Source organism: Parafannyhessea sp. (assembly GCF_051876455.1).
Lineage (GTDB): Bacteria > Actinomycetota > Coriobacteriia > Coriobacteriales > Atopobiaceae > Parafannyhessea.
This window is the reverse complement of record NZ_JBJEHW010000051.1, coordinates 1-22,023: the sequence shown is the minus strand read 5'-3', so window position 1 is coordinate 22,023 and position 22,023 is coordinate 1. Positions and strand designations below refer to the sequence as shown.

Below are 22,023 nucleotides of genomic sequence, written 5' to 3'. Positions count from 1 at the left end.
GCTCCTGCCGTTCAACGTGCTCAAGGTCGTCATCAACGCCGTCGTGACCACGCTCGTCTACAAGCCGGTCACCAAGGCGCTCGGGAACTAGCGCCTTGCAGCCAAGCGCAACCATAGCCCGCGGCGACGCCGCGGTCAGCCTCTCGCACGTCAGCCTCCACTTCGAGACTGACGTGCAGGCGCTTGTGGACGTGAGCCTCGAGGTCGCGCCGGGCGAGCGGCTCTGCGTGCTCGGGCCCAACGGCTCGGGCAAGTCCACGCTCGCGTCGGTCATCTGCGGGCTGCTCGCGCCGGACGCCGGCTCGGTCACGCTCGTGGGCGAGCCCGTCATGCGCGAGGGCAAGGTCGACTTCGCGGCGTACCGCAGGGCGCGCCGCGAGCTCGGCCTCGTCTTCCAGAACCCGGACGACCAGCTCGTCACGACCGTCGTCGAGGAGGACGTCGCCTTCGGCCCCGAGAACCTGGGCGTCGACCCCGCCCAGATCGGCGAGCGCGTCCGCCGCGAGCTCCACCGCGTCGCCATGCAGGACTACGCCAAGGCGGACCCCACCAGGCTCTCCGGCGGCCAGAAGCAGCGCGTCGCCATCGCCGGGGCCCTGGCCATGGAGCCGTCCGTCATCGTCTTCGACGAGCCGGGCGCCCTCCTGGACGTCCGCGGGCGCCGCTCGATCATGCGCGTGATGGACGCCCTCGCGCGCGACGGCATCACGCAGGTGCACGTCACGCACTTCATGGAGGAGGCGTTCGCGGCCGACCGCGTCATCGTGCTCGACCGGGGCCGCATCGCGCTCTCCGGCACGCCGGACGAGGTCTTCTCGCACGAGCGCGAGCTCCGTGCCCTCGGCCTCGAGCCGCCCTTCGCGGCGCGCCTGTCCGAGCTCCTTCGCACGCGCGGCGTCGACGTCCCCTGGACCTGCGACGCCGACGCACTCAGGGCCTCCATCGCCTCCGCCTGCGCCACGCCGCACGCCCACGCGGGCGAGAGGGACGCGGCCCCCGCGCCAGCGGCCCTGACTCAGTCCCAAACCCAGGCTTCGGCCCAGGCCCAAGCCACCGTCGGGGACCCGGCCGTCAGCGTGGAGGGCGTGTCCTTCTCCTATGCCGGGTCATCCGCGACACGGGGTGGCGCCGGCGCGAGGGGCGCCCTCGACGACGTGAGCCTTTCCGTGCCGAGCGGCTCGCTCACCTCCATCGTGGGCCAGACCGGCTCCGGCAAGTCGACCCTCGCGCGCCTCATGTGCGCGCTCGACGCACCCGACGCGGGCCGCATCGTGGTCGGCGGCGTCGACACGCGGCCGCGCAAGGCGCGCCGCCTCGTGCACCAGCGCATCGGCTACGTCATGCAGCACCCCGAGCGCCAGCTCTTCGCGGAGACGGTCTGGCAGGACGTGTGCTATGGCCCGCGCAACCTCGGGCTGGACGATGCCGAGGTCACACGCCGCGCCAGCCGCGCGCTCGAGCTCGTGGGCCTCTCGGGCAGGGAGAAGGTCTCCCCCTTCGAGCTCTCCGGCGGCCAGCAGCGGCTCTGCGCCATCGCCGGCATCCTCGCCATGCGCCCGCAGGCCCTCGTGCTGGACGAGCCCACCGCCGGCCTCGACCCCCGCGGCCGCGCGGAGCTCCGGCGCATCCTGTCCGACCTCCGCGCGCACGGCGTCACGATCATCCAGGTCACGCACTCCATGGAGGACGCCGCCCGCTCCGACCAGGTCGTCGTCCTCAACAACGCACGCCTGCTCATGGCGGGCACGCCGCAGGAGGTCTTCACGCCAGCCCACGCCGGGCTGCTGCGCGAGTGCGGGCTCGGCCTCCCCGCCCCGCTCGCCTGGGCGATGGCGCTCCGCGAGCGCGGCGTCCCCCTCGACCTGAGTCACGACTCCGCCCCGCTCACGACGGAGGCGCTGGCCGACGCGCTTGCCGCGCTCGGCGGACACGACCGGGGAGGCGACTGATGGCCCTTCGCATCTCCATGGGACAGTACGTCCCCCGCGACTCCTGCATACACCGCCTCGACCCGCGCGCCAAGGTGGGCGCCGCGCTCGCGGTCATGATCACGGTCTTCTTCGTGCAGACGCCGGTGCAGCTGGCGCTCGCGCTCGCGTTCGCCGCGGCCGTGCTCGGCCTCTCCAAGGTCCCCGTGCGCCAGGCGCTTCGCTCCGTGAGGCCCCTCGTGGTCATGCTGTTCCTGCTGGGCCTCTTCAACCTCTTCTACGTGCGAGAAGGACGCGTGCTCCTCGCCCTGGGGGCCCTCCGGATCACGGCGGACGGACTCTGGTACGCCATCTGCTACCCGCTGCGCTTCACCGTCGCGGTGCTCATGGGGGCGCTCATGCTCTTCACCACCACGCCCACCCAGCTCACGGATGCCGTGGACGCGTGCCTGGCACCGCTCTCGGCCTTGGGGCTGCCCGGGCACGAGCTCGCCATGGTCTTCTCGCTCATGCTGCGCTTCATCCCCACCATCGCGGACGAGGCGCAGGCCATCGTCGACGCACAGGCGGCACGCGGCGGTGCCGTGGGCGAGGGTTCGCTCGCGCACCGCGTGCGGGCCATTGGCCCCGTGGTGGTCGCCCTCCTGGCAAGCTCTGCCCACCATGCCGAGGGCCTCTCGAGGGCGCTCGACGCCCGCTGCTACGAGGGCGGCGCGGCGCGCAGCCACTGGCACCCGCTGCGCATGGGTGCGCGGGACTGGCTGGCCCTGGCCGTCTGCGCGGCGTACGTGGTGGTCCTTCTCCTCCTGGGCACGCTATAAAAAGGTGCCCCGCACCCTGGGGATGCGGGGCCTCCGTGCGCCTCCGCGCCTACGCGAACTGGCTCCTGTAGAGCTCGGCGTACGTCCCGCCCTTGGCGAGGAGCTCTTGGTGGGTGCCCTTCTCCACGATGTTTCCGTGGTCCATCACGAGGATGAGGTCCGCGTCCACGATGGTCGAGAGCCTGTGCGCGATCACGAAGCTCGTGCGCTCCTCCATGATGGCCTCCATGGCGCGCGTGATGTACTGCTCGGTGCGCGTGTCCACGCTCGAGGTCGCCTCGTCCAGGATGAGGATGGCCGGGTCCATGAGCATGGCCCGCGCGATCGTGAGCAGCTGGCGCTGCCCCTGGCTGATGTTCTCGGCATCGTTCGCGAGCACTGTGTCGTACCCGTCGGGCAGGGTGCGGACGAAGTAGTCGACGTGCGCGGCCCTTGCGGCGGCCTCGACGTCCTCGCGCGTCGCGTCGCTCCTGCCGTAGGCGATGTTCTGGGCGATGGTGCCCTCGAACAGCCATGCGTCCTGCAGCACCATGCCAAACTGCCGGCGCAGGTCCGCGCGCGTGAGCCTCCGCGTGTCGACGCCGTCGAGCGTGATACGGCCGCCATCGACCTCGTAGAAGCGCATGAGCAGGTTGATGAGGGTCGTCTTGCCGGCGCCCGTCTGACCCACGATGGCGACCTTCTGGCCCGGCTCCGCGACGAAGCTGACGTCCGTCATGAGGGGCTTGTCCGGAGCGTAGCCAAAGCGCACGTGCTCGAAGGCGACGCAGCCCTCCACATGTTCGGGAAGGCGCGCCGGCTCCGCCGGGTCGGGCACGACCTCCTCCTCGTCCAGCAGCCTGAACACGCGCTCCGCGGCCGCGAGCGCCCCCTGCAGCATGTTCACCGTGAGCGAGAGCTGCGTGATGGGCTCGGACGCCTTGAACACGTACTGGAAGAACGCCTGGAACGAGCCGATGGTGAGCCTACCAGCCACGAGCATCCCGCCCGCGAGGAGTCCGCAGATGACCTGCGAGAGCCTCGTGAGGAACCTGATGGCCGGCGAGATTGCGTTCGTGAGAAAGTCCGCGTGGGCGCTCACGCGCGCCAGCTCCTGCGAGTCGGCCTCTATCTGTCCCAGGCTCGCCTGCTCGCGACCGAACGCCTTCACGATGGTGCGGCCGCTGTAGGCCTCCTCGACCCTTCCGGTCAGGCGGCCAAGCACCTCCTGGCGCCTGCCCGCGACGACGAGCGTCCGGCTCGCCACGAACTTGGTGAGCGCGAGCGCCGCGACGATGAACGCGAGGAAGACAGAGGAGAGAAGGACGTCCATGCGGAACATGAGGATGAGGGCGCCCACGAGCGTTATCGCCGAGATGATGATCTGGAGGAGTCCGCGTTGCAGGACCTCGCTCACCTTGTCCAGGTCGTTCGTGGCGCGGCTGATGGTGTCGCCCGGCTTGTGCCCGTCGAAGTAGCGTAGGGGCAGACGTCCCACCTTGGCCGAAATCTCCTTGCGCAGCTTGAGATTGAGCCGTTCCGCAAAGCTCGCCATCACGAGCGACTGGGTGCTGTAGAAGACCCAGGCGAGCATCCAGATGCCAAGGTAGACCAGAAGCTCCCGACCGCCGTTGTCGAGGTTGACCACGAAGGGCTCGCCCTTCGCGAACGTCGCCTTGATGTTTCCCCACAGGAGGTCGATCAGGTGAGCCGCGTATATCGGCGTGATGAGGTCGCACGTCACGTAGAGAATCGCGGCCACCGTGGCCACGACCACGCGCCAGCGCAGCCCCCTTGCCGCGCCCCAGAGCCTGCGAGCCGTAAGGACGCCGTTCTCGGGAACGTCGAGCTCGTCCTTCTCCTCCGGTTCCTTCCTATCGCTCATCTTCCACACCTCCCCCTTGCTGGGACCTGGCTATCGCCTGGTACGTCGGGCACGTCCGCATCAGCTCGTCATGGGTGCCCAGGCCCACGACCCTGCCCTCGTCGAGCACGACGATCTGGGCCGCGTCTCGAATGGTGCTCACGCGCTGCGCGATGATGACCACCGCCGCATCCGAGAGCTCGTCCTTGAGCGCGTGACGCAGGAGCGCGTCCGTCTTGAAGTCGAGCGCGCTGAACGAGTCGTCGAACACGTAGAGGTCGGCCCTGCGAACGAGCGCGCGGGCGATGGCGAGACGCTGCCGCTGCCCGCCGCTGAAGTTCGATCCGCCCTGCGAGACCGGCGCGTCGAGGCCCTCGGGAAGGTCGCGGACGAAGCCTCCCTGGGCGACGTCGATCACGTGCCAGAGACGCTCCTCGTCCGCCGACTCGTCTCCGTCGCGCAGGTTCTGCGCGACGGTTCCCGAGAAGAGCCAGGCCTTCTGGGGCACGTAGCCGATGCGTGCGCGCAGGTCGGCCTGCGAAAGCTCCCTCACGTCCATGCCCAGGAACGAGAGGCTTCCGGACGTCACGTCGTGGAAGCGCAGGAGAAGCTTCGCGATGGTGGACTTTCCCGACCCGGTGTTGCCGATCACCGCGGTGACCTCGCCGCGCCTCAGCCTGAAGTCGACGTCGTGGAGTGTCTCCTCGTCGGCGTCTGCGTAGCGGAAGCCCACGTGGTCGAAGCTCGCGACCACGTCGCCCGCCGAGCTGGCGCCCGTTGGAAGCGGCTTTGGCTCAGCCGGGTCGGCAACGGACGGGACCGCCGCGAGAACCTGCGACGCGCGCGTGAGGCACGCCATGGCACGGGGAAGCTGGAGGATGGCGAACTGCCCCATCATCATGAAGAACATGATGATCATGGCATACTCGACCAGCGCGGAGATCGAGCCTATCTGCATGGCGTGCGCGCCGACGCGGTCGGCCCCGATCCACATGACCAGGACCTCCACCAGGTTCATGAGGAAGAACGTGGCGCAGTCCGCGGTGGCGAACACCATGTTGACGCGGATCGCGTTCCTGGCATAGTCCTCGAAGGTCTCGTCGAGTCCCCTGCGCGCGTCCTCCTCCTTGCCGAAGGCGCGGATGACGCGAACGCCCGTGATGTGCTCGCGAAGCCGCGTGTTCATACGGTCCACGAAGCCCTGCATGATGAGGAAGATCGGGGCGGACCTGCGCACCGCGGCGATCATGATCAAGGCCATGACCACGCTGATGGAGAAGAGCAGCCATCCCATCTGGTAGTCGACCCCAAACGAGAGGACGATCGAGACGACGCAGATGACGGGCACTGGGGCGAGCATGATGAACGTCATGAGGAGCGTCTGCTGCACCACGTTGGCGTCGGAAAGCGTTCGCGTGATCATCGAGCCGGTGCCGAACTGCTCGAAGTCGAAGCCGCTGAGATCGAGCGACTTGCGATACACGGCGACCCGCATGTCGCGACCGACATTCGCCGCGAGACGCGATGCCAGGAAGTACGAGACGATGCAGCCGCCAGACCCGATGACCGACGCCGCGAGCATCGACAGCCCGTGCGAGAGGAGCTCGGGCGAGCCCTTCGGCGAGATCGCGGCGTTGATGAGCGCCGAGAGCTCGGTCGGCACATAGAGCGTTCCCACCACGTCACAGAGGAGCATCAGAAGCGTCAGGACGCACATGCCCTTGTAGGGCGACAGGAGCCTGGCAAGCAACCTTGCCGACTGCGACTTGCTGTAGTCGCGCTCCACGTCCTTCTCGCCCACGTTTCCCTTAGCCATGCTCTCTTCCCTCCCTTTCTCCCTTGTCGTCGGAATCCGCCGAGAGAGTCTCCCGGCTCCGTATGATCCGTCCCATCTCGAGGTCGATCGCATCCACGTACCCGTGAATCAGCCGCACGAACTCAGCCCGGTCCTCCTCGGGGAGAGACGCGAACGCTCGCTCCTCTGCCTCCACGGCAGGGTTCACGTTGTCGTCGCAGAAGGCCCTCCCGCAATCGGTAAGCGTCACCATCTTTGCGTGGCGGCCATCGTCGGTCGGGTCGAGACGCACGTAGCCGCGCTTCTCGAGGGACTTGACGGCCGAGTTCACCGTCTGGCGCGACATTGCCATGTCGTCGGCAATCTGCGCCTGCGTCGCGCTCCCCTGCGTGACGACGGACACGAGCGTCCAGTAAGCCGCCAGGGACAACCCGCAACCGCGAGAGACCTCGTAGTAGAGCCGATCGGACTCGCGAAACAGGATGTCGATGTCGCGGACCCTGGACGAGCCGCTGGACGGACCTCCTCCCCTCTCGAGATTCGAGTCCATAACCTCTCCCATCAAAATCCGAATTCGGACATTAGGCCACCATGCTAATCCGAATTCGGACAATATGCAATCGACGACCCGGGAGAGTGTCCTACGACCACACCGCCATGGCGACGGTCGCGGCCGTGATGATCGCGAGCCCCAGCAGAGACCGCTTGGTGTAGCGCTCGTGGAACACGACGGCCGCAAAGGCCATCGACACCAAGATCGAGAGCTTGTCGATGGGGACGACGACGCTCACCTGGCCGTTCTGGATGGCAAAGTAGTAGCAGAGCCAGCTTGCGCCCGTTGCGATTCCCGAAAGGCAGATGAACCCAAGCTCGCGGGCGTCCAGCACGCGAGGCTTCACGAGCTCGAGCTTCCCGCGCATGCCCACGACGAGCCACGCCATCACGAGAACGAAGCAGGTCCTGATGGCAGTCGCGAGGTTGGAGGGCACGCCCGCTATCCCCACCTTCGCGAGGATCGAGGTCAGGGCGGCAAAGACCGCAGAGGCAACCGCGTACGCAAGGTACGTGTGGCCCTTGGCCGTGGTCCGCCCCTCTTCCGCACCCGCCTCGTGCTGGACCATGAGGAGCGTCCCCACGAGGATCGCCGCGGAGCCGACAAGCTTGACCGCCAGGTTGCTGTCCTCGCCAAACAGCACGATCGCAAGGAGGATCGTGAGCACGGACGACGTCTTGTCGATGGGGACGACCTTGTTCACGTCGCCCATCGAGAGCGCCTTGAAGTAGCAGATCCAGCTCGCGCCCGTCGCGATGCCCGACAGGGCGAGAAACGCCCAGGACTCGCCGGAGACGCTGGTGATTGCGCCGACCTGCCCCGTTATGGCGGCCATGAGCCAAGAGAAGGCGAGAACGACTATGGTGCGTATCGCGGTCGCGACGTCCGAGTCAGTCTTGTTGATGCCGAGCTTTGCGAGAATCGACGTCACGCCCGCGAAGAATGCCGAACCTATCGCCGCTAGAATCCACATGAGACCTTCTCCCCGAATCCCGTTACCGACCGTACGACCAGCCTGCGCCTAGGACACCCTCCTCCTGCGCGGTCAGCTCGTCACTCACCTTGAGCGTGTGCCTGTTCACGAGTGACTGCCTCCACCCATAGGAGAGCTGGCCCACCCCGACGTCGAAGACCACGTGTCCGAAGGCGTTCACGACCTTCGTTCCGGTCTCCATGGTGCGCTCGCGACGAAAGTCCGAGGTATATCCCTTGTGCACGTGCCCGTGCACAAGGTACTGCGGATGCCATCTCTCGACCATTTCGCCCAAGCTTTCGAACCCCTGGTGCGGAATGTCATCAAGGTCGCCCACGCCCCTGACCGGGGCGTGGCAGAGCAGGAGGTCGACACCGCCAAGCATCCTCGCCTGCTTGGAGACCTTTCGTATGCGCCGTCGCATCTGGCGCTCGGTGTACATGTACGTCCCCTCGCGATAGCGCCTCGACCCTCCCAGCCCCACGATCCGGAGCCCGCGATACACGTAGGCGGCATCATCGACGCAGATGCAGCCAAGGGGAGGGTTCCTTACGTACCCCTCGTCGTGGTTGCCATGCACATAGAAGAGCGGCTTGTTGATGATGGTGACGAGAAACTCGAGGTAATCGGCATCGAGGTCACCCGCCGCGAGGATGAGGTCGACGTCACTGAAGCGCTGTGCGACGTTGCCCGTCCAGAGCGCCCGCTCCTCGACGTCCGCCACCGCGAGCACCCTCAGCTTCGACTCACTCACCGGCCTCACCACTCGTCTTGCCGCTCACGTCATAGAGCTTCTCAAGGTCATCCGGCAGCTCGCCATCGACGTTATCGGCAAGCCAGTCCATCGAGACGATCTGGTTGCTCGTCAGCGATGTCGAGCCCTCGTCGCTCACGATGCCGTCCTTGCTCACAAGCTCCCCCATGAACGGGCTGATGGATCCGGACGTTATCCCACGTCGTAACAGCTCCACAAGCTTCCTCGATCCGTGGGGGAGGTCCTTCGAGAGCCTGAGATCAATCACACCTGTAGACATGCCATACCAGTACGTGACGGCATGCGAGTCGGGACTCTGCTCGGATGACTCCGCGGAGGAGACGCCTGGCAGGTTGCCCGCAAGCAGGCTCCCCACGATGAGCTGGTAATACCTTCCCCAGTTCCATGTGGGGACCGCAATGTTGCGCACCCTTCCGTCCCTTACCTTGTAGAGCCCATAAGCGAGCGGATCGTCAAAGGGCGGCGTCACGTCAGACCCACAGATCGTTGTGATGCCCTTGCCCACGAGGTCTTCCATGTCGCTGTCCTCGCGTCTTCGCGCCCAGTCGAGGACCACGCGCGCCCGGGGATCGCAGATGGCAACCCCCTCCGCAAACGCGTTGATCTCCGCGACGGAGCCGTAGAGGGGAAGGTGAGCCCTGTATGCGACAACATGGTCGTCCGCAAGGCTCGCCGCGAGCGCGCCCGCGATGAACTTCGCCTCGTACATCCGCCCATAATACGAACGGACAAGACCATGCGGCAGGTTCATCGAGCAGTTGAGGAAGTGCGTTCCCGTGAATTCTGCCGCAGCCCGAACGGTCATGTCCATGAGTTCGGGGGAACACGAGAAGAACACCTCCGCACCCTTCGACACGGCATCCGCAACAGCCGAGGCAAACGTCTCCTCGTCCGCGCACCCCTCATAGGCGAGAGTCCTCACGACGCCGCCATAGCAATCCTCCAGCGCGCGTCTCCCCTCGTCATGGGCCCTCGACCAGAAGGAGTCGGACAGACTCCCGCGATATGCGAAGGCGGCAACAAGCGGATGCTGGGTTGAGTACTGTTGGCGGTTGACGAACGGGGACGAACCAAAGGAACTGCCCGACGGCTCGCTCACGAGCAGCGTCTCGCTTCCCGAGCTGCTGGCGGCAAGTTCCGCCCAGACCTTCAGGAGCCTCTCGCGGACAACCGCGGCAGGCGTGTCACGCAGATTGCTCGACCCGAAGATGTCCATGTATATGAGAAACGCGTCGCCAGCCGTGATGTCAAGGTGCGATCCGCCTGCCTTCATGTAGACGGACTTGAAGAAGAGATAGGTCGACTGAAGGTTTCGAACAACGTCGTCGGGCCACGGCTCGCCCAGGTGACGCCCGAGATGATGCGCAAGCCTCTCATACGAGCCAGGATGCGAAAACTCGATCTCGTAGGTTGGGGCGGAACGCCAAAACTGGAGGAACTCGCCGTACTGGTCCATGTCAGGGATCTGGCCGGCATTGTCTCCATCAGGCCGATCGTCTCCACCCTGCCGCGCCGTTGAGTCCTGTCGCGCTTGGTCTGCTGCGGGCATGACCCTGGTGACATCCGCCTCTATCGACGGAGATCCCAGGTACTTGAGGACCGACGTGCGCTTGTTCCCCTCCTCGACATAAAAGCGATGAAGGTACTCGTAGACCTTGATTGGGTCACGAAATCCCTCTTCCATCTGGGCGTCATACAGGTGGGACCATTTGGTCGCAAACTCCGTCTTGGGACCGAGCAGCGGCATGAACGAGCGGGAGAATGCATCCTGGCGTCCTGTCGTACGCGTACCAATGACCATCTCAAGCGGAATCTGCATGACGCCGAGATGAACCTGGGAGAGCGTCTGGACGTTCGGAACGAGCTCCTCGAGGACCGGAGGATGGGGATACCTGCCAGCCGATACGTCGAGCTTGCCATCACGAACGCCAAGTTTGAGTGCCTTCTTGTAGTCCTCGATCATGGTCAGGCGCCCTCCGTCCTACACCTGTCGCAGCTATGGAAGCGTCCCGCGTGACCGCGGGGCAGATATACGATAGCGCACGGTCTGCGGTAGGCGGCCAAGACCCACCGCATCCCTGCCTATCCAAGCTCGATATGGGCATGAGAGCCATTGCGCGTCGACTCGACGACGATCTTTCGGTCGATGGACTCCTGTAACTCCTCGACATGGCTGATGATTCCCACAAGCTTGTTCGATCCGGACAGGTCGGACAGCGTGCGCACCGCAAGACCAAGCGACTCCTCGTCCAACGTACCGAACCCCTCGTCCACGAACATCGCATCCAGGCGGACTCCACCGGCACTCGCCTGCACCACGTCCGAAAGGCCAAGAGCGAGTGACAGGGACGCCTTGAACGACTCACCTCCGGACAGCGTTGAGGCGGGACGCGGCTTCCCGGTGAAGGTGTCACGCACGTCGAGGTCGAGCCCCGATTGCGCCGAACCGGTTCGCTGGCCCTTGTGACGCTCCAGCTCGAACCTCCCGTTCGTCATTACGTCGAGCCTCCGGTTAGCAGCTGCGATCACGCGGTCGAACCAGCGTGCCTGGAGGTACGTCTCGAAGCTGAGACGTTCCTTGCCAGAAAGCTTACCCGCTGCCGTGTAAGCGAGTGCGCTCACCTCCCCGTAGGTTGCCGACACCTCCCCATAGCGCGACTCGAGGTCCCTCAGCCTCTTCGCCACCTCGCGGTTGGACTTGTGCCTCATGCCAACCGCGGAGTTCCTCTCCTCGAGGTTCGCGCGCATGGCCTCGAGCTCGGCCGCCTTGGCACCGAGTTCCTCGGAATTCGCCTCCAAGCCGTCCTCAAGGGAGGAAAGTCGCTGCTCGAGAGCACCGCGCGTCCTCTTCCTCGCCTCGACATCCCTCATTGCCGTCTCGAGCGCCGTCCGTGCCGCAGCGGTTCCGGAGACGATCTTCGAACGCGCGTCGTCGAGCTCTCTCGCCCTGCGCTCGGCATCGCTGCCGCTTTCTAGGCTGAGACCCTGCACAAGCGTCTGCACCTTTGCCTCGAGGCTCGAGAGCGTTGTTCTTGCGGTCGCTTCTTCCGACCTCGCCGCCTCCAGTCTCGCATCGGCGTCCCGAGCCGCAGATGCAAGCGTCGGAAGCTTTGCCTCGACGTCCTTGCGCTCGTCCGCCAGGGCGAGGAGGCGCCTCTCCTCCGCCTTCTCACTCGCAAGACCCCGCTGGGCTGATTCGAGCGCACGCTTCGCCTCCGAGGCGTCTTCCACATCGACGGCGTTCTTGAACTCCCGCAGCGCAACGATTGCCTGTCCGAGACGTGCGTCCGCCTCTGACTTGGACGATTGCGCCGCCTCGACCATGCCACGCGCGTCCTCGAGCTTCGAGCGCGCGGAATTCAGAGCCCTCCTGGTCGATTCGAGGGACTTGGAGTCGGCATCCGCCGAGGATCGCTCGCCCTCGACGTCCGTCCTCCTGCCCTCCAGCTCCGAGATTCTACCCGCGACCTCCTGGGCGTCTCCTTCTACCTGCGTTAGGCGTTCGAGTTCCTGCCTTGCAGAGGACAGGAGCGCACCCGCCTTCGATGTGGACGAGGAAGTCGCCTCGAGCCTCTTCCGCGCGTCATCGGCAGCCTCGCGGCTAGCCTCCACCTCGTCTTGCGTCGGTACGTCCCCCGCGAGATGTGCAAGAGTCGGGTGAACCGTCGACCCGCACACGGGACAGGGCTGGCCCTCGGCGAGTTCGCTTGCCATGATCCCCGCCTGGCCGTCGAAGAACGCCCGCTCCGCGCGCGTGTACGCCTGCTGAGCCTCGGCGAACTCATCGCCCGCGTCTCTCTGCGCAGATTTCGCGACTTCCCAGGCTCGCTTTGCGCCCGCTACCGCCTTCTCCCTCGTCCTTATCTTCGAGAGCGCATCCGACGCCTGGTCCGAGAGGCGCCTCAGCTCCGCAAGCGAGGCTTCCGCACGGGCGAGGCGCTCAGGCGCGTCCGAGAGCCTCTCCGCGCGCGACTCCAAGTCGCCGACATTTCGCTCGGCTTTCTCGAGTTCGCCCCTTTCGGACTGGAGCCTCACGGCGGCATCGTTCGCACGCCTCGTTGCGGCGCTCACCTCCCCCTTGCGACGCTCGAGCTCCTGACAGTCGGAGACGGCCTTCTGGGCGCGATCGAGGGCACGCTCTGCCTCCGACGCCGCGGCGTGCGCGCGCTCGAGCTCGGCAGCCACTCCGGAGAGTTGGTCCCTGCGGTCCTGCGCCTCTCGGAGCCTTGTCGACGCATCGTCGTGCTGCCGTTGCGCCTCACTGCGCGCGCTTGCCGCGTCGTCCAGGTTCTGGTGCGCGGCGTCAGCCTGGCCGCGCATCCGGTCGAGCTCCCCATAGCGCGGCAGCTCGCCCTTCAGCACCGCGACCTTGTCGGCAAGAGCCTGGGCCTCGGGCTCGCGCGCCTCCCATTCGGCCAGCTCGCGTCTCCTCTTGCCGGCAAGCCCCTCCGCCACGGCAAGGGCGTCTCTCTCCGCCTTGATGTCCCTCCGCGTCATGTCGACCTGCCGGGCGCGCTCCATAAGGACGTTCACCCCATCCTTCTTGGAGCGCACCTCGGTCAGCCGCGAGCCAAGCGAGGCGAGGAGCTCTTCGTCATACTCATCCTGCTCCGCAAGGACCGAGAGGAGCGAGTCGACGTCCGGCACATCCAGGTCCCGTGCGTGCGAGAGGGCTTCGGAACGACCCTCGTCGCCCTCGACCGAAATCATGCCCATCACGCCGCGGATGTTGTCACGAATGGATTGTCCCTTCTCCGCCAGCTTCTTGCGGCGCTCCTCGAGCGCCTTCTCGAAGCTCAGATAGGGGCCCGTGCCAAAGAGCCTGCGCAGGATCTCGGAACGCTCCTTGGTATTCGCGGCGAGCAGACGACGGAAGTCGCCCTGGGCGATCATCACGATCTGGGAGAACTGGTCACGGTCGATGCCAAGGAGCTCTTTGACTTTCTCGTTCACTGCGGAGGGTTTGCTCACGGGCGCCTCGTCCGGACGGGAGAGGTTCTCGAGGCTCGCGTCCGGGCTTTCCGTGGTGACACCCTCGCCACGCAGCTTCGGACGCTCGTAGGCTGGGTTGCGGTGAACGCGGTAGCGGTTTCCGTTGTGCTCGAACTCCAGCTCGACGAAGGTCTTCACGTCCGGCTTGGCGAAGTCGCTCCTGAGGTTCCGCGACTGGCGGAACTCGCCGCTCGGCCTGTCGAACAGGGCGAACGATATCGCATCGAAGATCGTGGTCTTACCGGCACCGGTGTCGCCGCAGATGAGGTAGATGCCCGACGTCCCGAGCTGGGAGAAGTCAATCGTCACCTCGTCGGCATAGGGGCCGAATGCGGACATGGTCAGCTTGAGCGGCAGCATCTACATCGCCTCGATTCCCTTGAGCTCCTCGCGGACGATCTTGAGCTGCGTCTCGCTGAGGGGCAGGCCGTTCTGTTCCTCGTAGAAGCGCGAGAAGAGCTCGAGCGGCGACGCCTCGGCGGGCGCGTCCGCGGCGTCCGTCCTCACACCCGCGGCGCGCGTGCGCGCGTTGTCGTAGGTGATGCTCATGACGTTTGGGTAGGCGTCGCGCAGGCGCGCCATGGCATTGACCTCCACGTTCTCGTCCGTGAGCACGACATGCAGGTAGTCATTCGCGTCCTGCGCGCCGACGACCTCGGGCGAGAGGAGCTTGTCGAGCGGGCCGCGGATCCTCCTCAGGTCGTGCAGGGGGCGCACGGGCACGAGCTCGATGTCGGGCTCCTCACCTTTTGGCCCGAGCGTGACCAGCGGCATCGACTTGTCGTAGTCGGCCTCCGAGAGCGAGTACTTGAGGAGCGAACCGGCGTAGCGCACGGTGTCGCGACCGACGCGCTGGGGACGGTGGATGTGCCCGAGGGCGACGTAGTCGAAGGGGTCGAACACGCTCGCGTCCACGTTGTCGAGGCCGCCGACCGAGACCTCGGAGTCGCTCCGCTCCACCGTGCAACCCGCCGCCGTCACGAACTGGTGGACGACGGCGACGTTCCTGACGCCGGCATCCAGGGGAAGCGACGACACGAGCGAGCGGAACGCGTCGGTGTAGGTGTCCGTCTTGGCATCAGGCAGGAAGTGCCTGATCGTTGCGGGGTGGAGGTAGGGTATGGGCCACACGTGGACGGGGCCAAGCTCGTCATGCAGGACCACAGGCTCGATGTTGCCGTCGAACGCGGGCGCCATGTGGATGCCCTGCCTCGCGAGGAGGCTCCCCGCATAAGCCACGCGCTCGGCGGAGTCGTGGTTGCCCGGTATGACTATGGCGGGTACGCCCGTGGCGGCGACGCCTGACAGGAACCAGTCGACGAGCGCCACGGCCTCCGAGCTCGGCTGCGACTTGTCGTACAGGTCCCCTGCCACGAGCAGCGCGTCCACCGAGCCGCCCCGCAACAGGTCGAGCACCTGGGAGAGCGCATGGCGCTGGTCCTCGAGCATGGGAAAGTCGCACACGCGCTTGCCGATGTGAAGGTCCGCAAGATGTAGCAGCCTCAATGGCACCACCCCCGACTCCTCCGCCCGCGCCCGCGGGCGATTTGGCTGTCTGACGATTCTATCATGCGATGCGTACGTTTGTTCGATAAAGTTGGAACGCTCTTCTCGCCCGGGCGCCGCCCGCAAGGCAGGCGCAAGGGAGCCTCAGTCCGTAGCAAAGGCGTCGCAATCCGCCATGTCCACGAGCTCGACGGAGCGTCTCATCTGGTGCGCGCTCAGGCCCACGCCGTCCACGCTCGCCTCGCCCAGCTGGTTGTCGAAGGGGTCCTCGCGCAGCGCCTCGTCGTCCGGCTCGAACGGCGCGAACTCGCGGGAGTTCGCGACCATGCGCCACGGGTCGAGGTTGCCAAAGTAGTGCTCGCGGCGGGCGTCGTCGCCCTCGCGCCGCGCCGACGAGCCAAACGAGCAGTCCGCCCAGAGCCACCCCCACGGCTCCGCGTAGAACATGGCCCAGTCGTGGCAGCCGACGCCCGTGGGCTTGACGGAGAGGCCGCTCTGCCAGTGCGCGGGCACGCCGGCGATGCGGCAGAGCGTGATGAAGAGAAGCGCAAACATCCCGCAGTCCGCGCGCAGGGAACTGGCAGACATGTCCGCGATGCCGTCGAGCAGCAAGTACGGCGGCTGGAAGCGGTAGTCCACGCTGCCCGTGACCCACCGGTAGATGGCGCGGGCGCGCTCGAGCGGCGTGTCGCAGCCGGCGGTGACGCGCGCGGCGAGGCGCCTGAGCCGGGGCGTGAAGACCACGTGCGGCTCGTGCTCGCCCAGGCAGAGCGCCGGGTCGACTCCGCGGCCGGCGCCCAGCAAGCGCGTGCGCGCCTGGGGCACGCGCCCCTGGGCAAGGTCTTCGGGCGAGAGGTACGTGGCCACGCTCCGGTAGCGGTAGGTCACGTCGAAGGTGCAGGCGCCCCGCGCGCGAACGTCCCAGCTCGCGGTGCGCTGCGGCGCGTCCGCGGGCGCGAGGTGGGCGCCCAGCGTCGCCTCGAGCACCTCGATCCGGTCCTGCTGCTCGCAGGCGGCGGGCACCGGCAGCCAGGCGCGCACGCGCGAGCCTGCCGGCGCATCGGGCACCTCCAGGCGCGCGTGCAGCGTGACCTCGAGCGCCATGGCGCCGTCGCGATGCAGGCGCGCGAGCATCGCCTCCCGCTCGGGCACGCCCGTGGCCGGCGCCGGCGCAAGGCCCGGGACCTCGGCGGCGTAGATGCGAAGCGAGTCGAGCCAGCTGGGAAGGAAGCGCATCTGTCCGTCCACGTAGCGAAAGTCGATGCGGCCCGCGTCAACCAGGGCGTCGAGCTGCTCCGCGCCGAAGCCCGGGGCCTCCGCCGCGAGCCGCGCGATCGCCTCCTCGCGCGTGACGCGGTACTCCTGCGGGACGCGCGCCATGCGGACGAGCGCCACGCGCAGGGCCGGCGCGAGCTCGGGCGCGACGCCGCCCTCGAGCATGACACGTGCCAGCCGCGACGCGCGGCCGAGCTCGCCCGCGGCCATCAGGCGCTCCAGGCGCGGCGGCAGCCGGTCGTTGAGGTGGGCGAAGTCGAGGTTTGGATTGCAGGTCATGCCGCGCTCCTCGGGTCAGGGTGCCTTTGCGCACAGCATAGCGCAGGGGGCGAGGGGGCACGTCCTTCTCGCCCGCGCGGAAGGCCGCCGCAAGGACGCGGCCGCCGGACGATTCTGCTCGTAACGAGGGATTTACGGCTGTGGCAGGCAAGACGCGGCAGGTGGGGGCTATCATTGGGGGCGCAACCCCCACACGTCCCAAGAGAAGGGCAAGCAATGGTCTCACGTGTGTACGTAGAGAAGAAGCCAGGCTTTGACGTCGAGGCGCAGCAGCTCGGGCACGAGCTTCGCCACACGCTCGGAATCAAGGGCCTGAAGGACCTGAGGATCGTGAACCGCTACGACGTGGAGGGCATCTCGAAGTCCCTCTTCGAGCAGTGCATCCCCACCGTGTTCAGCGAGCCGCAGTCGGACGTCGCGACGACGCGCCGCCCCGCCGCGAAGGGCGCGAAGGTCTTCGCCGTGGAGTTCCTGCCCGGCCAGTTTGACCAGCGCGCGAACTCCGCCAGCGAGTGCATCCAGCTCATCAGCCAGGGCGAGCGCCCGCAGGTCGCCTCCGCGAAGCTCTACTACCTGGGCGGCAAGCTGTCCGACGCCGACGTCGAGGCCATCAAGCACTACGTGATCAACCCGGTCGAGGCGCGCGAGGCGTCCCTCGCGACCCGCAAGACCCTCAAGGTCGACTACCCCAAGCCCGAGATGGTCGAGACCCTGACCGGCTTTGGCAAGCTCACCAAGAAGCAGCTGCAGGACTTCATCGACGAGCGCGGCCTGGCCATGGACCTCGCCGACATCGAGTTCTGCCAGGACTACTTCAAGAGCGAGAAGCGCGACCCCACGATCACCGAGATCAGGATGATCGACACGTACTGGTCCGACCACTGCCGCCACACCACCTTTGGCACGCAGCTCGAGAACGTGAAGATCGACGACGCCGTGGTCGAGGCCGCGTTCAAGCGCTACCTCGAGGTGCGTCACGAGCTCGGCCGCGACAAGAAGCCCGTCTGCCTGATGGACATGGGCACCATCGGCGCCAAGTACCTCAAGAGCAAGGGCATCCTCAAGAACCTGGACGAGTCCGAGGAGATCAACGCCTGCACCGTCAAGGTGAAGGTGGACGTCAACGGCAAGGACGAGGACTGGCTCTTCCTCTTCAAGAACGAGACGCACAACCACCCGACCGAGATCGAGCCGTTTGGCGGCGCGGCCACGTGCATCGGCGGCGCCATCCGCGACCCGCTGTCCGGCCGCAGCTACGTGTACCAGGCCATGCGCGTGACCGGCGCCGGCGACCCCACCGTCCCCGTGAGCCAGACGCTCAAGGGCAAGCTGCCGCAGCGCAAGATCGTGCGCACGGCCGCCGCGGGCTACAGCTCCTACGGCAACCAGATCGGCCTCGCCACCGGCCAGGTGGACGAGCTCTACCACCCGGGCTACGCCGCCAAGCGCATGGAGATCGGCGCCGTTGTGGGCGCGACCCCCGCGAGCCACGTGCGCCGCGAGTGCCCCGCGCCGGGCGACAAGATCATCCTGCTGGGCGGACGCACCGGCCGTGACGGCATCGGCGGCGCCACCGGCAGCTCCAAGGCTCACAACGTGGAGTCGCTCGAGAAGGACGGGGCCGAGGTGCAGAAGGGCAACGCCCCGACCGAGCGCAAGCTCCAGCGCCTGTTCCGCCGCGAGGACGCCTGCCGCCTGATCAAGCGCTGCAACGACTTTGGCGCCGGCGGCGTGTCCGTCGCCATCGGCGAGCTGGCCGACGGCCTCTACATCGACCTCAACAAGGTCCCCAAGAAGTACGAGGGGCTCGACGGCACGGAGCTCGCCATCAGCGAGTCGCAGGAGCGCATGGCCGTGGCGCTGGCGCCCGAGGACGTGGACGAGTTCATGCGCTACGCACACGAGGAGAACCTCGAGGCGACCGTCGTGGCCGAGGTGACCAAGGAGCCGCGGCTGCGCATGGTGTGGGACGGCGAGACGATCTGCGACGTGAGCCGCGAGTTCCTCTCGTCCAACGGCGCCCCCAAGCACCAGGACGTCCACGTCGAGGCGCAGGGCAGCTACCAGCCGGACTTCAAGGGCGATGACCTTTCCCAGAGGATGCACTCGCTCGTGACCGACCTCAACGTGGCCTCCAACAAGGGGCTTTCCGAGCGCTTCGACTCCACCATCGGCGCGGCGACGGTCCTCATGCCGTTTGGCGGCAAGTACCAGCTCACGCCGTCCATGGCGATGGTCGCGAAGCTGCCCGTGTTTGGCGAGACCACCACGGTGTCCGGCATGGCATGGGGCTTCAACCCCTACCTCATGAGCGAGAACCAGTTCACGGGCGCCTACCTCTCCGTCGTGGAGTCCGTCTGCAAGCTCGCCGCGGCCGGCATCGACCGCAAGGCCATGTACCTCACGTTCCAGGAGTACTTCGAGAAGCTCCGCGACGTGCCCGAGCGCTGGGGCAAGCCCACCGCGGCCGTCCTGGGCGCGCTCATGGCGCAGCTGGACCTGGGCATCGGCTCCATCGGCGGCAAGGACTCCATGTCCGGCTCGTTCGAGAACCTCGACGTGCCGCCCACCCTGGTGTCCTTCGCCACGGGCCTCGGCAAGCTCGACCGCATCGTGTCGCCCGAGTTCAAGCACACCAACAGCTTCCTGTGGCTCGTGAGCCCCAAGTACCAGGCCGACGGCGTCACGCCCGAGCCGCAGAGCCTGCTCAAGGTGCTCGACTTCATCCAGGAGCACATCGGCTACGGCGTGATCCTCTCCGCCTCGACCCCGGGCTACGGCTGCCTGGCCGAGCAGCTCTTCAAGAGCGCCGTGGGCAACCGCATCGGCTTCGGTCTCGTGAACGAGTTCCCACTCGAGAGGCTCTTCAGCCTCGCGTACGGCAGCTTTGTGATCGAGGTGGACGACGGCACGTTCATCCCCACGGACCGCGAGGGATTTGACGTCACCTACCTGGGCGGCACCTCCGCCGAGTACAAGATGTGGGCCGCGGGCCAGGAGCTCGACCTCGCGGAGCTGCAGGAGGCCTGGGAGGAGGGCATCGAGTCCGTCTTCCCGTACCGCCAGAAGGGCGACCCCGTCAAGGCGGAGACCTTCGACATCGCGGAGAAGGGCGTCTCTCGCCCGGCGCCGCTCGTCAAGGTCCCGAGGCCGCGCGTGGTGATCCCCGTGTTCCCGGGCAACAACTGCGAGTACGACTCCGCGGCCGCCTTCGAGCGCGTGGGCGCCGAGGCCAAGACCTTCATCATCAACAACCTCACGCCCGAGGCCGTCGCCGAGAGCACCAACGCCTTTGTGGACGAGGTAAGGAAGAGCCAGATCATCATAATCCCCGGCGGCTTCAGCGGCGGCGACGAGCCCGACGGCTCGGCCAAGTTCATCACGGCGTTCTTCCGCGCGCCGCAGGTGACCGAGGCCGTGCGCGACCTGCTCCAGAAGCGCGACGGCCTGATGCTGGGCATCTGCAACGGCTTCCAGGCGCTGGTCAAGCTGGGCCTCGTCCCGTTTGGCGACATCCGTCCCATGGACGAGAAGTGCCCCACCCTCACCTTCAACACCATCGGACGCCACCAGAGCAGGCTCGTCCGCACCCGCGTGGCCTCGAACCTCTCGCCCTGGCTGTCCCAGGTGCCCGTGGGCGAGGTCGACACCATCGCCATCAGCCACGGCGAGGGCCGCTTTGTGGCCTCCGACGAGCTGCTGGCCCAGATGGCGGCGGCCGGCCAGATTGCCACGCAGTACGTGGACGAGGACGGCGTGCCGTCCATGGACCTGGACGTGAACCCCAACGGCTCCGTCCTCGCGATCGAGGGCATCACGAGCCCCGACGGTCGCGTGCTCGGCAAGATGGGCCACACGGAGCGCTCTGGCAAGGGCCTGTACCAGAACGTCCCGGGCAACAAGTACCAGAAGCTCTTCGAGGGAGGCGTCGCCTACTTCAAGTAGGCGCTCCCAGCCGCGCCAAGCGGTGCGACGCAGACAGACGCAAGCCAACGGGGTCGGATGCGAGTCATCCGGCCCCGTTCTTCTCGCCCGCGTACATAGCCTTTGGCTATGAATATAGGTAGGAAACCGATAGTTTTCTATTGCTGCCGCCACGCCCATACTGGTCTTCGCCGGGCGAGAAGAACCACCCACCCGGCCCAAAGCCAACCTCAAGACGAAGGGTCCCGTCATGCCGTACACGCACAACTCCCCGTTCCGCTTCGACGTCGTGGGAAGCTTCCTCAGGCCGGACGTCCTCAAGCAGGCCCGCGCGGACCACGCCGCCGGGCTCATCACGGACGACCAGCTCACCACCGTGGAGAACGAGGCCATCCGCGACCTCGTGCGCAAGCAGAAGGAGGCGGGCCTCCACGTCATCACGGACGGCGAGTTCCGCCGCAGCTACTGGCACCTCGACTTCATGTGGGGGCTCGGCGGGATCGAGCGCCGCGCCAGCCGCGAGGGTTACAGGTTCCACGACGAGGAGACCACGGCCGACACCGCCGTCGTGGTGGGAAGGATTGACGGCAAAAACCACCCCTTCGTGCGGCACTACGAGTTCGTGAAGGCACTCGAGAGCGAGGGCAACGTGGCCAAGCAGACCATCCCCGCGCCCATCCAGACCTACAGCGAGGTCATCCTGGACCGCACGGACGGACAGGTGGAGAGCCTGCGGAGCGTCTACCCCAACGACGAGGAGCTCGCGGCCGACATCGCGGCCGCCTACCGCACCGTGATTGCCGACCTCTACGCGGCAGGCTGCCGCAACATCCAGTTTGACGACTGCACCTGGGGCATCTACTGCGACCGCGACTTCGTGGCGAAGACGGGCCTCGCACCGGTGGACATCCAGAAGGTGTGCGAGCTGGGCGTGAGCCTCAACAACGCGGCGCTCGAGGGCAGGCCGGACGACCTCACCGTCACCACGCACGTGTGCCGCGGCAACTACCACTCCACGTACGCCTTCGAGGGCGGCTACGACCCGGTGGCGCCGTACCTGTTTGCCAAGGAGGACGTGGACGCGTTCTACCTGGAGTTCGACACGCCGCGCGCCGGGGGCTTCGAGCCTCTTGCCCACGTGGCGCCCGGCAAGAAGGTCGTGCTCGGCCTCGTCACGTCCAAGCAACCCGGCCTGGAGGACGAGGACCTGCTCGAGCGCCGCATCCGCGAGGCCTCGCGGTACGTGCCGCTGCAGGACCTGTACCTCTCGCCCCAGTGCGGCTTCGCAAGCTGCGAGATCGGCAACAAGCTGACGGAGGAGGAGCAGTGGGCCAAGGTCGCGCTGGTCAAGCGCGTGGC

Annotated in this window: 13 protein-coding genes; 4 read left to right on the top strand and 9 right to left on the bottom strand. The window is 66.8% G+C overall.

The genetic code is table 11. The features are described 5' to 3' along the window. Positions 1-95: 95 nt before the first annotated feature. Positions 96-1,949: an ABC transporter ATP-binding protein gene (locus tag ACI38Z_RS02455; RefSeq protein ID WP_439788601.1), complete on the top strand. Its 1,854-nt coding sequence runs from the start codon at positions 96-98 to the stop codon at positions 1,947-1,949. Beyond that, positions 1,949-2,749, top strand: coding sequence for an energy-coupling factor transporter transmembrane component T family protein (locus tag ACI38Z_RS02450; protein ID WP_439788600.1), 801 nt, complete (start codon positions 1,949-1,951; stop codon positions 2,747-2,749). Before ACI38Z_RS02455 ends, ACI38Z_RS02450 begins: the two co-directional genes overlap by 1 nt. A gap of 49 nt (positions 2,750-2,798) precedes the next feature. On the opposite strand, the gene ACI38Z_RS02445 is transcribed toward ACI38Z_RS02450, so the two are convergent. The 9 genes from ACI38Z_RS02445 to ACI38Z_RS02405 all read right to left on the bottom strand — a co-directional run bounded on the left by ACI38Z_RS02445 (position 2,799) and on the right by ACI38Z_RS02405 (position 16,740). Next, on the bottom strand, positions 2,799-4,613 hold the full coding sequence (locus ACI38Z_RS02445; protein ID WP_439788599.1) for an ABC transporter ATP-binding protein: 1,815 nt from the start codon (positions 4,611-4,613) through the stop codon (positions 2,799-2,801). Further along, entirely contained in the window at positions 4,603-6,408 is a 1,806-nt protein-coding gene (locus tag ACI38Z_RS02440) for an ABC transporter ATP-binding protein (protein WP_439788597.1), read from the bottom strand. The genes ACI38Z_RS02445 and ACI38Z_RS02440 overlap by 11 nt, the downstream gene beginning before the upstream one ends. Continuing rightward, the gene (locus tag ACI38Z_RS02435; protein WP_439788596.1) at positions 6,401-6,937 is read right to left on the bottom strand and encodes a MarR family winged helix-turn-helix transcriptional regulator; all 537 of its coding nucleotides are present in this window, start codon (positions 6,935-6,937) and stop codon (positions 6,401-6,403) included. Before ACI38Z_RS02435 ends, ACI38Z_RS02440 begins: the two co-directional genes overlap by 8 nt. Positions 6,938-7,028: 91 nt before the next feature. After that, complete coding sequence (locus tag ACI38Z_RS02430) at positions 7,029-7,913, bottom strand: EamA family transporter (protein ID WP_439788595.1); 885 nt, start codon at positions 7,911-7,913, stop codon at positions 7,029-7,031. A 22-nt stretch (positions 7,914-7,935) separates the two neighbouring features. Beyond that, positions 7,936-8,667 carry a metallophosphoesterase family protein gene (locus ACI38Z_RS02425; RefSeq protein ID WP_439788594.1) on the bottom strand — a complete coding sequence of 244 codons (732 nt, stop codon included), beginning with the start codon at positions 8,665-8,667 and terminating at the stop codon, positions 7,936-7,938. Then, entirely contained in the window at positions 8,660-10,651 is a 1,992-nt protein-coding gene (locus ACI38Z_RS02420; protein ID WP_439788593.1) for a BMP family ABC transporter substrate-binding protein, read from the bottom strand. The genes ACI38Z_RS02425 and ACI38Z_RS02420 overlap by 8 nt, the downstream gene beginning before the upstream one ends. A 119-nt stretch (positions 10,652-10,770) precedes the next feature. Next, positions 10,771-14,040, bottom strand: a complete 3,270-nt coding sequence (locus ACI38Z_RS02415; RefSeq protein WP_439788592.1) for an AAA family ATPase — start codon at positions 14,038-14,040, stop codon at positions 10,771-10,773. Next, positions 14,041-15,195 (bottom strand): exonuclease SbcCD subunit D, encoded by a 1,155-nt coding sequence (locus tag ACI38Z_RS02410; RefSeq protein ID WP_439788591.1) that lies wholly within the window; start codon positions 15,193-15,195, stop codon positions 14,041-14,043. Between the two features lie 135 nt (positions 15,196-15,330). Continuing rightward, positions 15,331-16,740, bottom strand: a complete 1,410-nt coding sequence (locus ACI38Z_RS02405; RefSeq protein WP_439788590.1) for a transglutaminase-like domain-containing protein — start codon at positions 16,738-16,740, stop codon at positions 15,331-15,333. Between the two features lie 216 nt (positions 16,741-16,956). Between ACI38Z_RS02405 and ACI38Z_RS02400 the strand changes: the two genes are divergently transcribed. Both ACI38Z_RS02400 and ACI38Z_RS02395 read left to right on the top strand, forming a co-directional pair. Beyond that, positions 16,957-20,685 carry a phosphoribosylformylglycinamidine synthase gene (locus ACI38Z_RS02400; protein WP_439788589.1) on the top strand — a complete coding sequence of 1,243 codons (3,729 nt, stop codon included), beginning with the start codon at positions 16,957-16,959 and terminating at the stop codon, positions 20,683-20,685. 229 nt (positions 20,686-20,914) lie between these two features. Beyond that, positions 20,915-22,023, top strand: a 1,109-nt coding sequence (locus ACI38Z_RS02395) for a 5-methyltetrahydropteroyltriglutamate--homocysteine S-methyltransferase (protein ID WP_439788588.1), incomplete at its 3' end; no start/stop codon positions are given.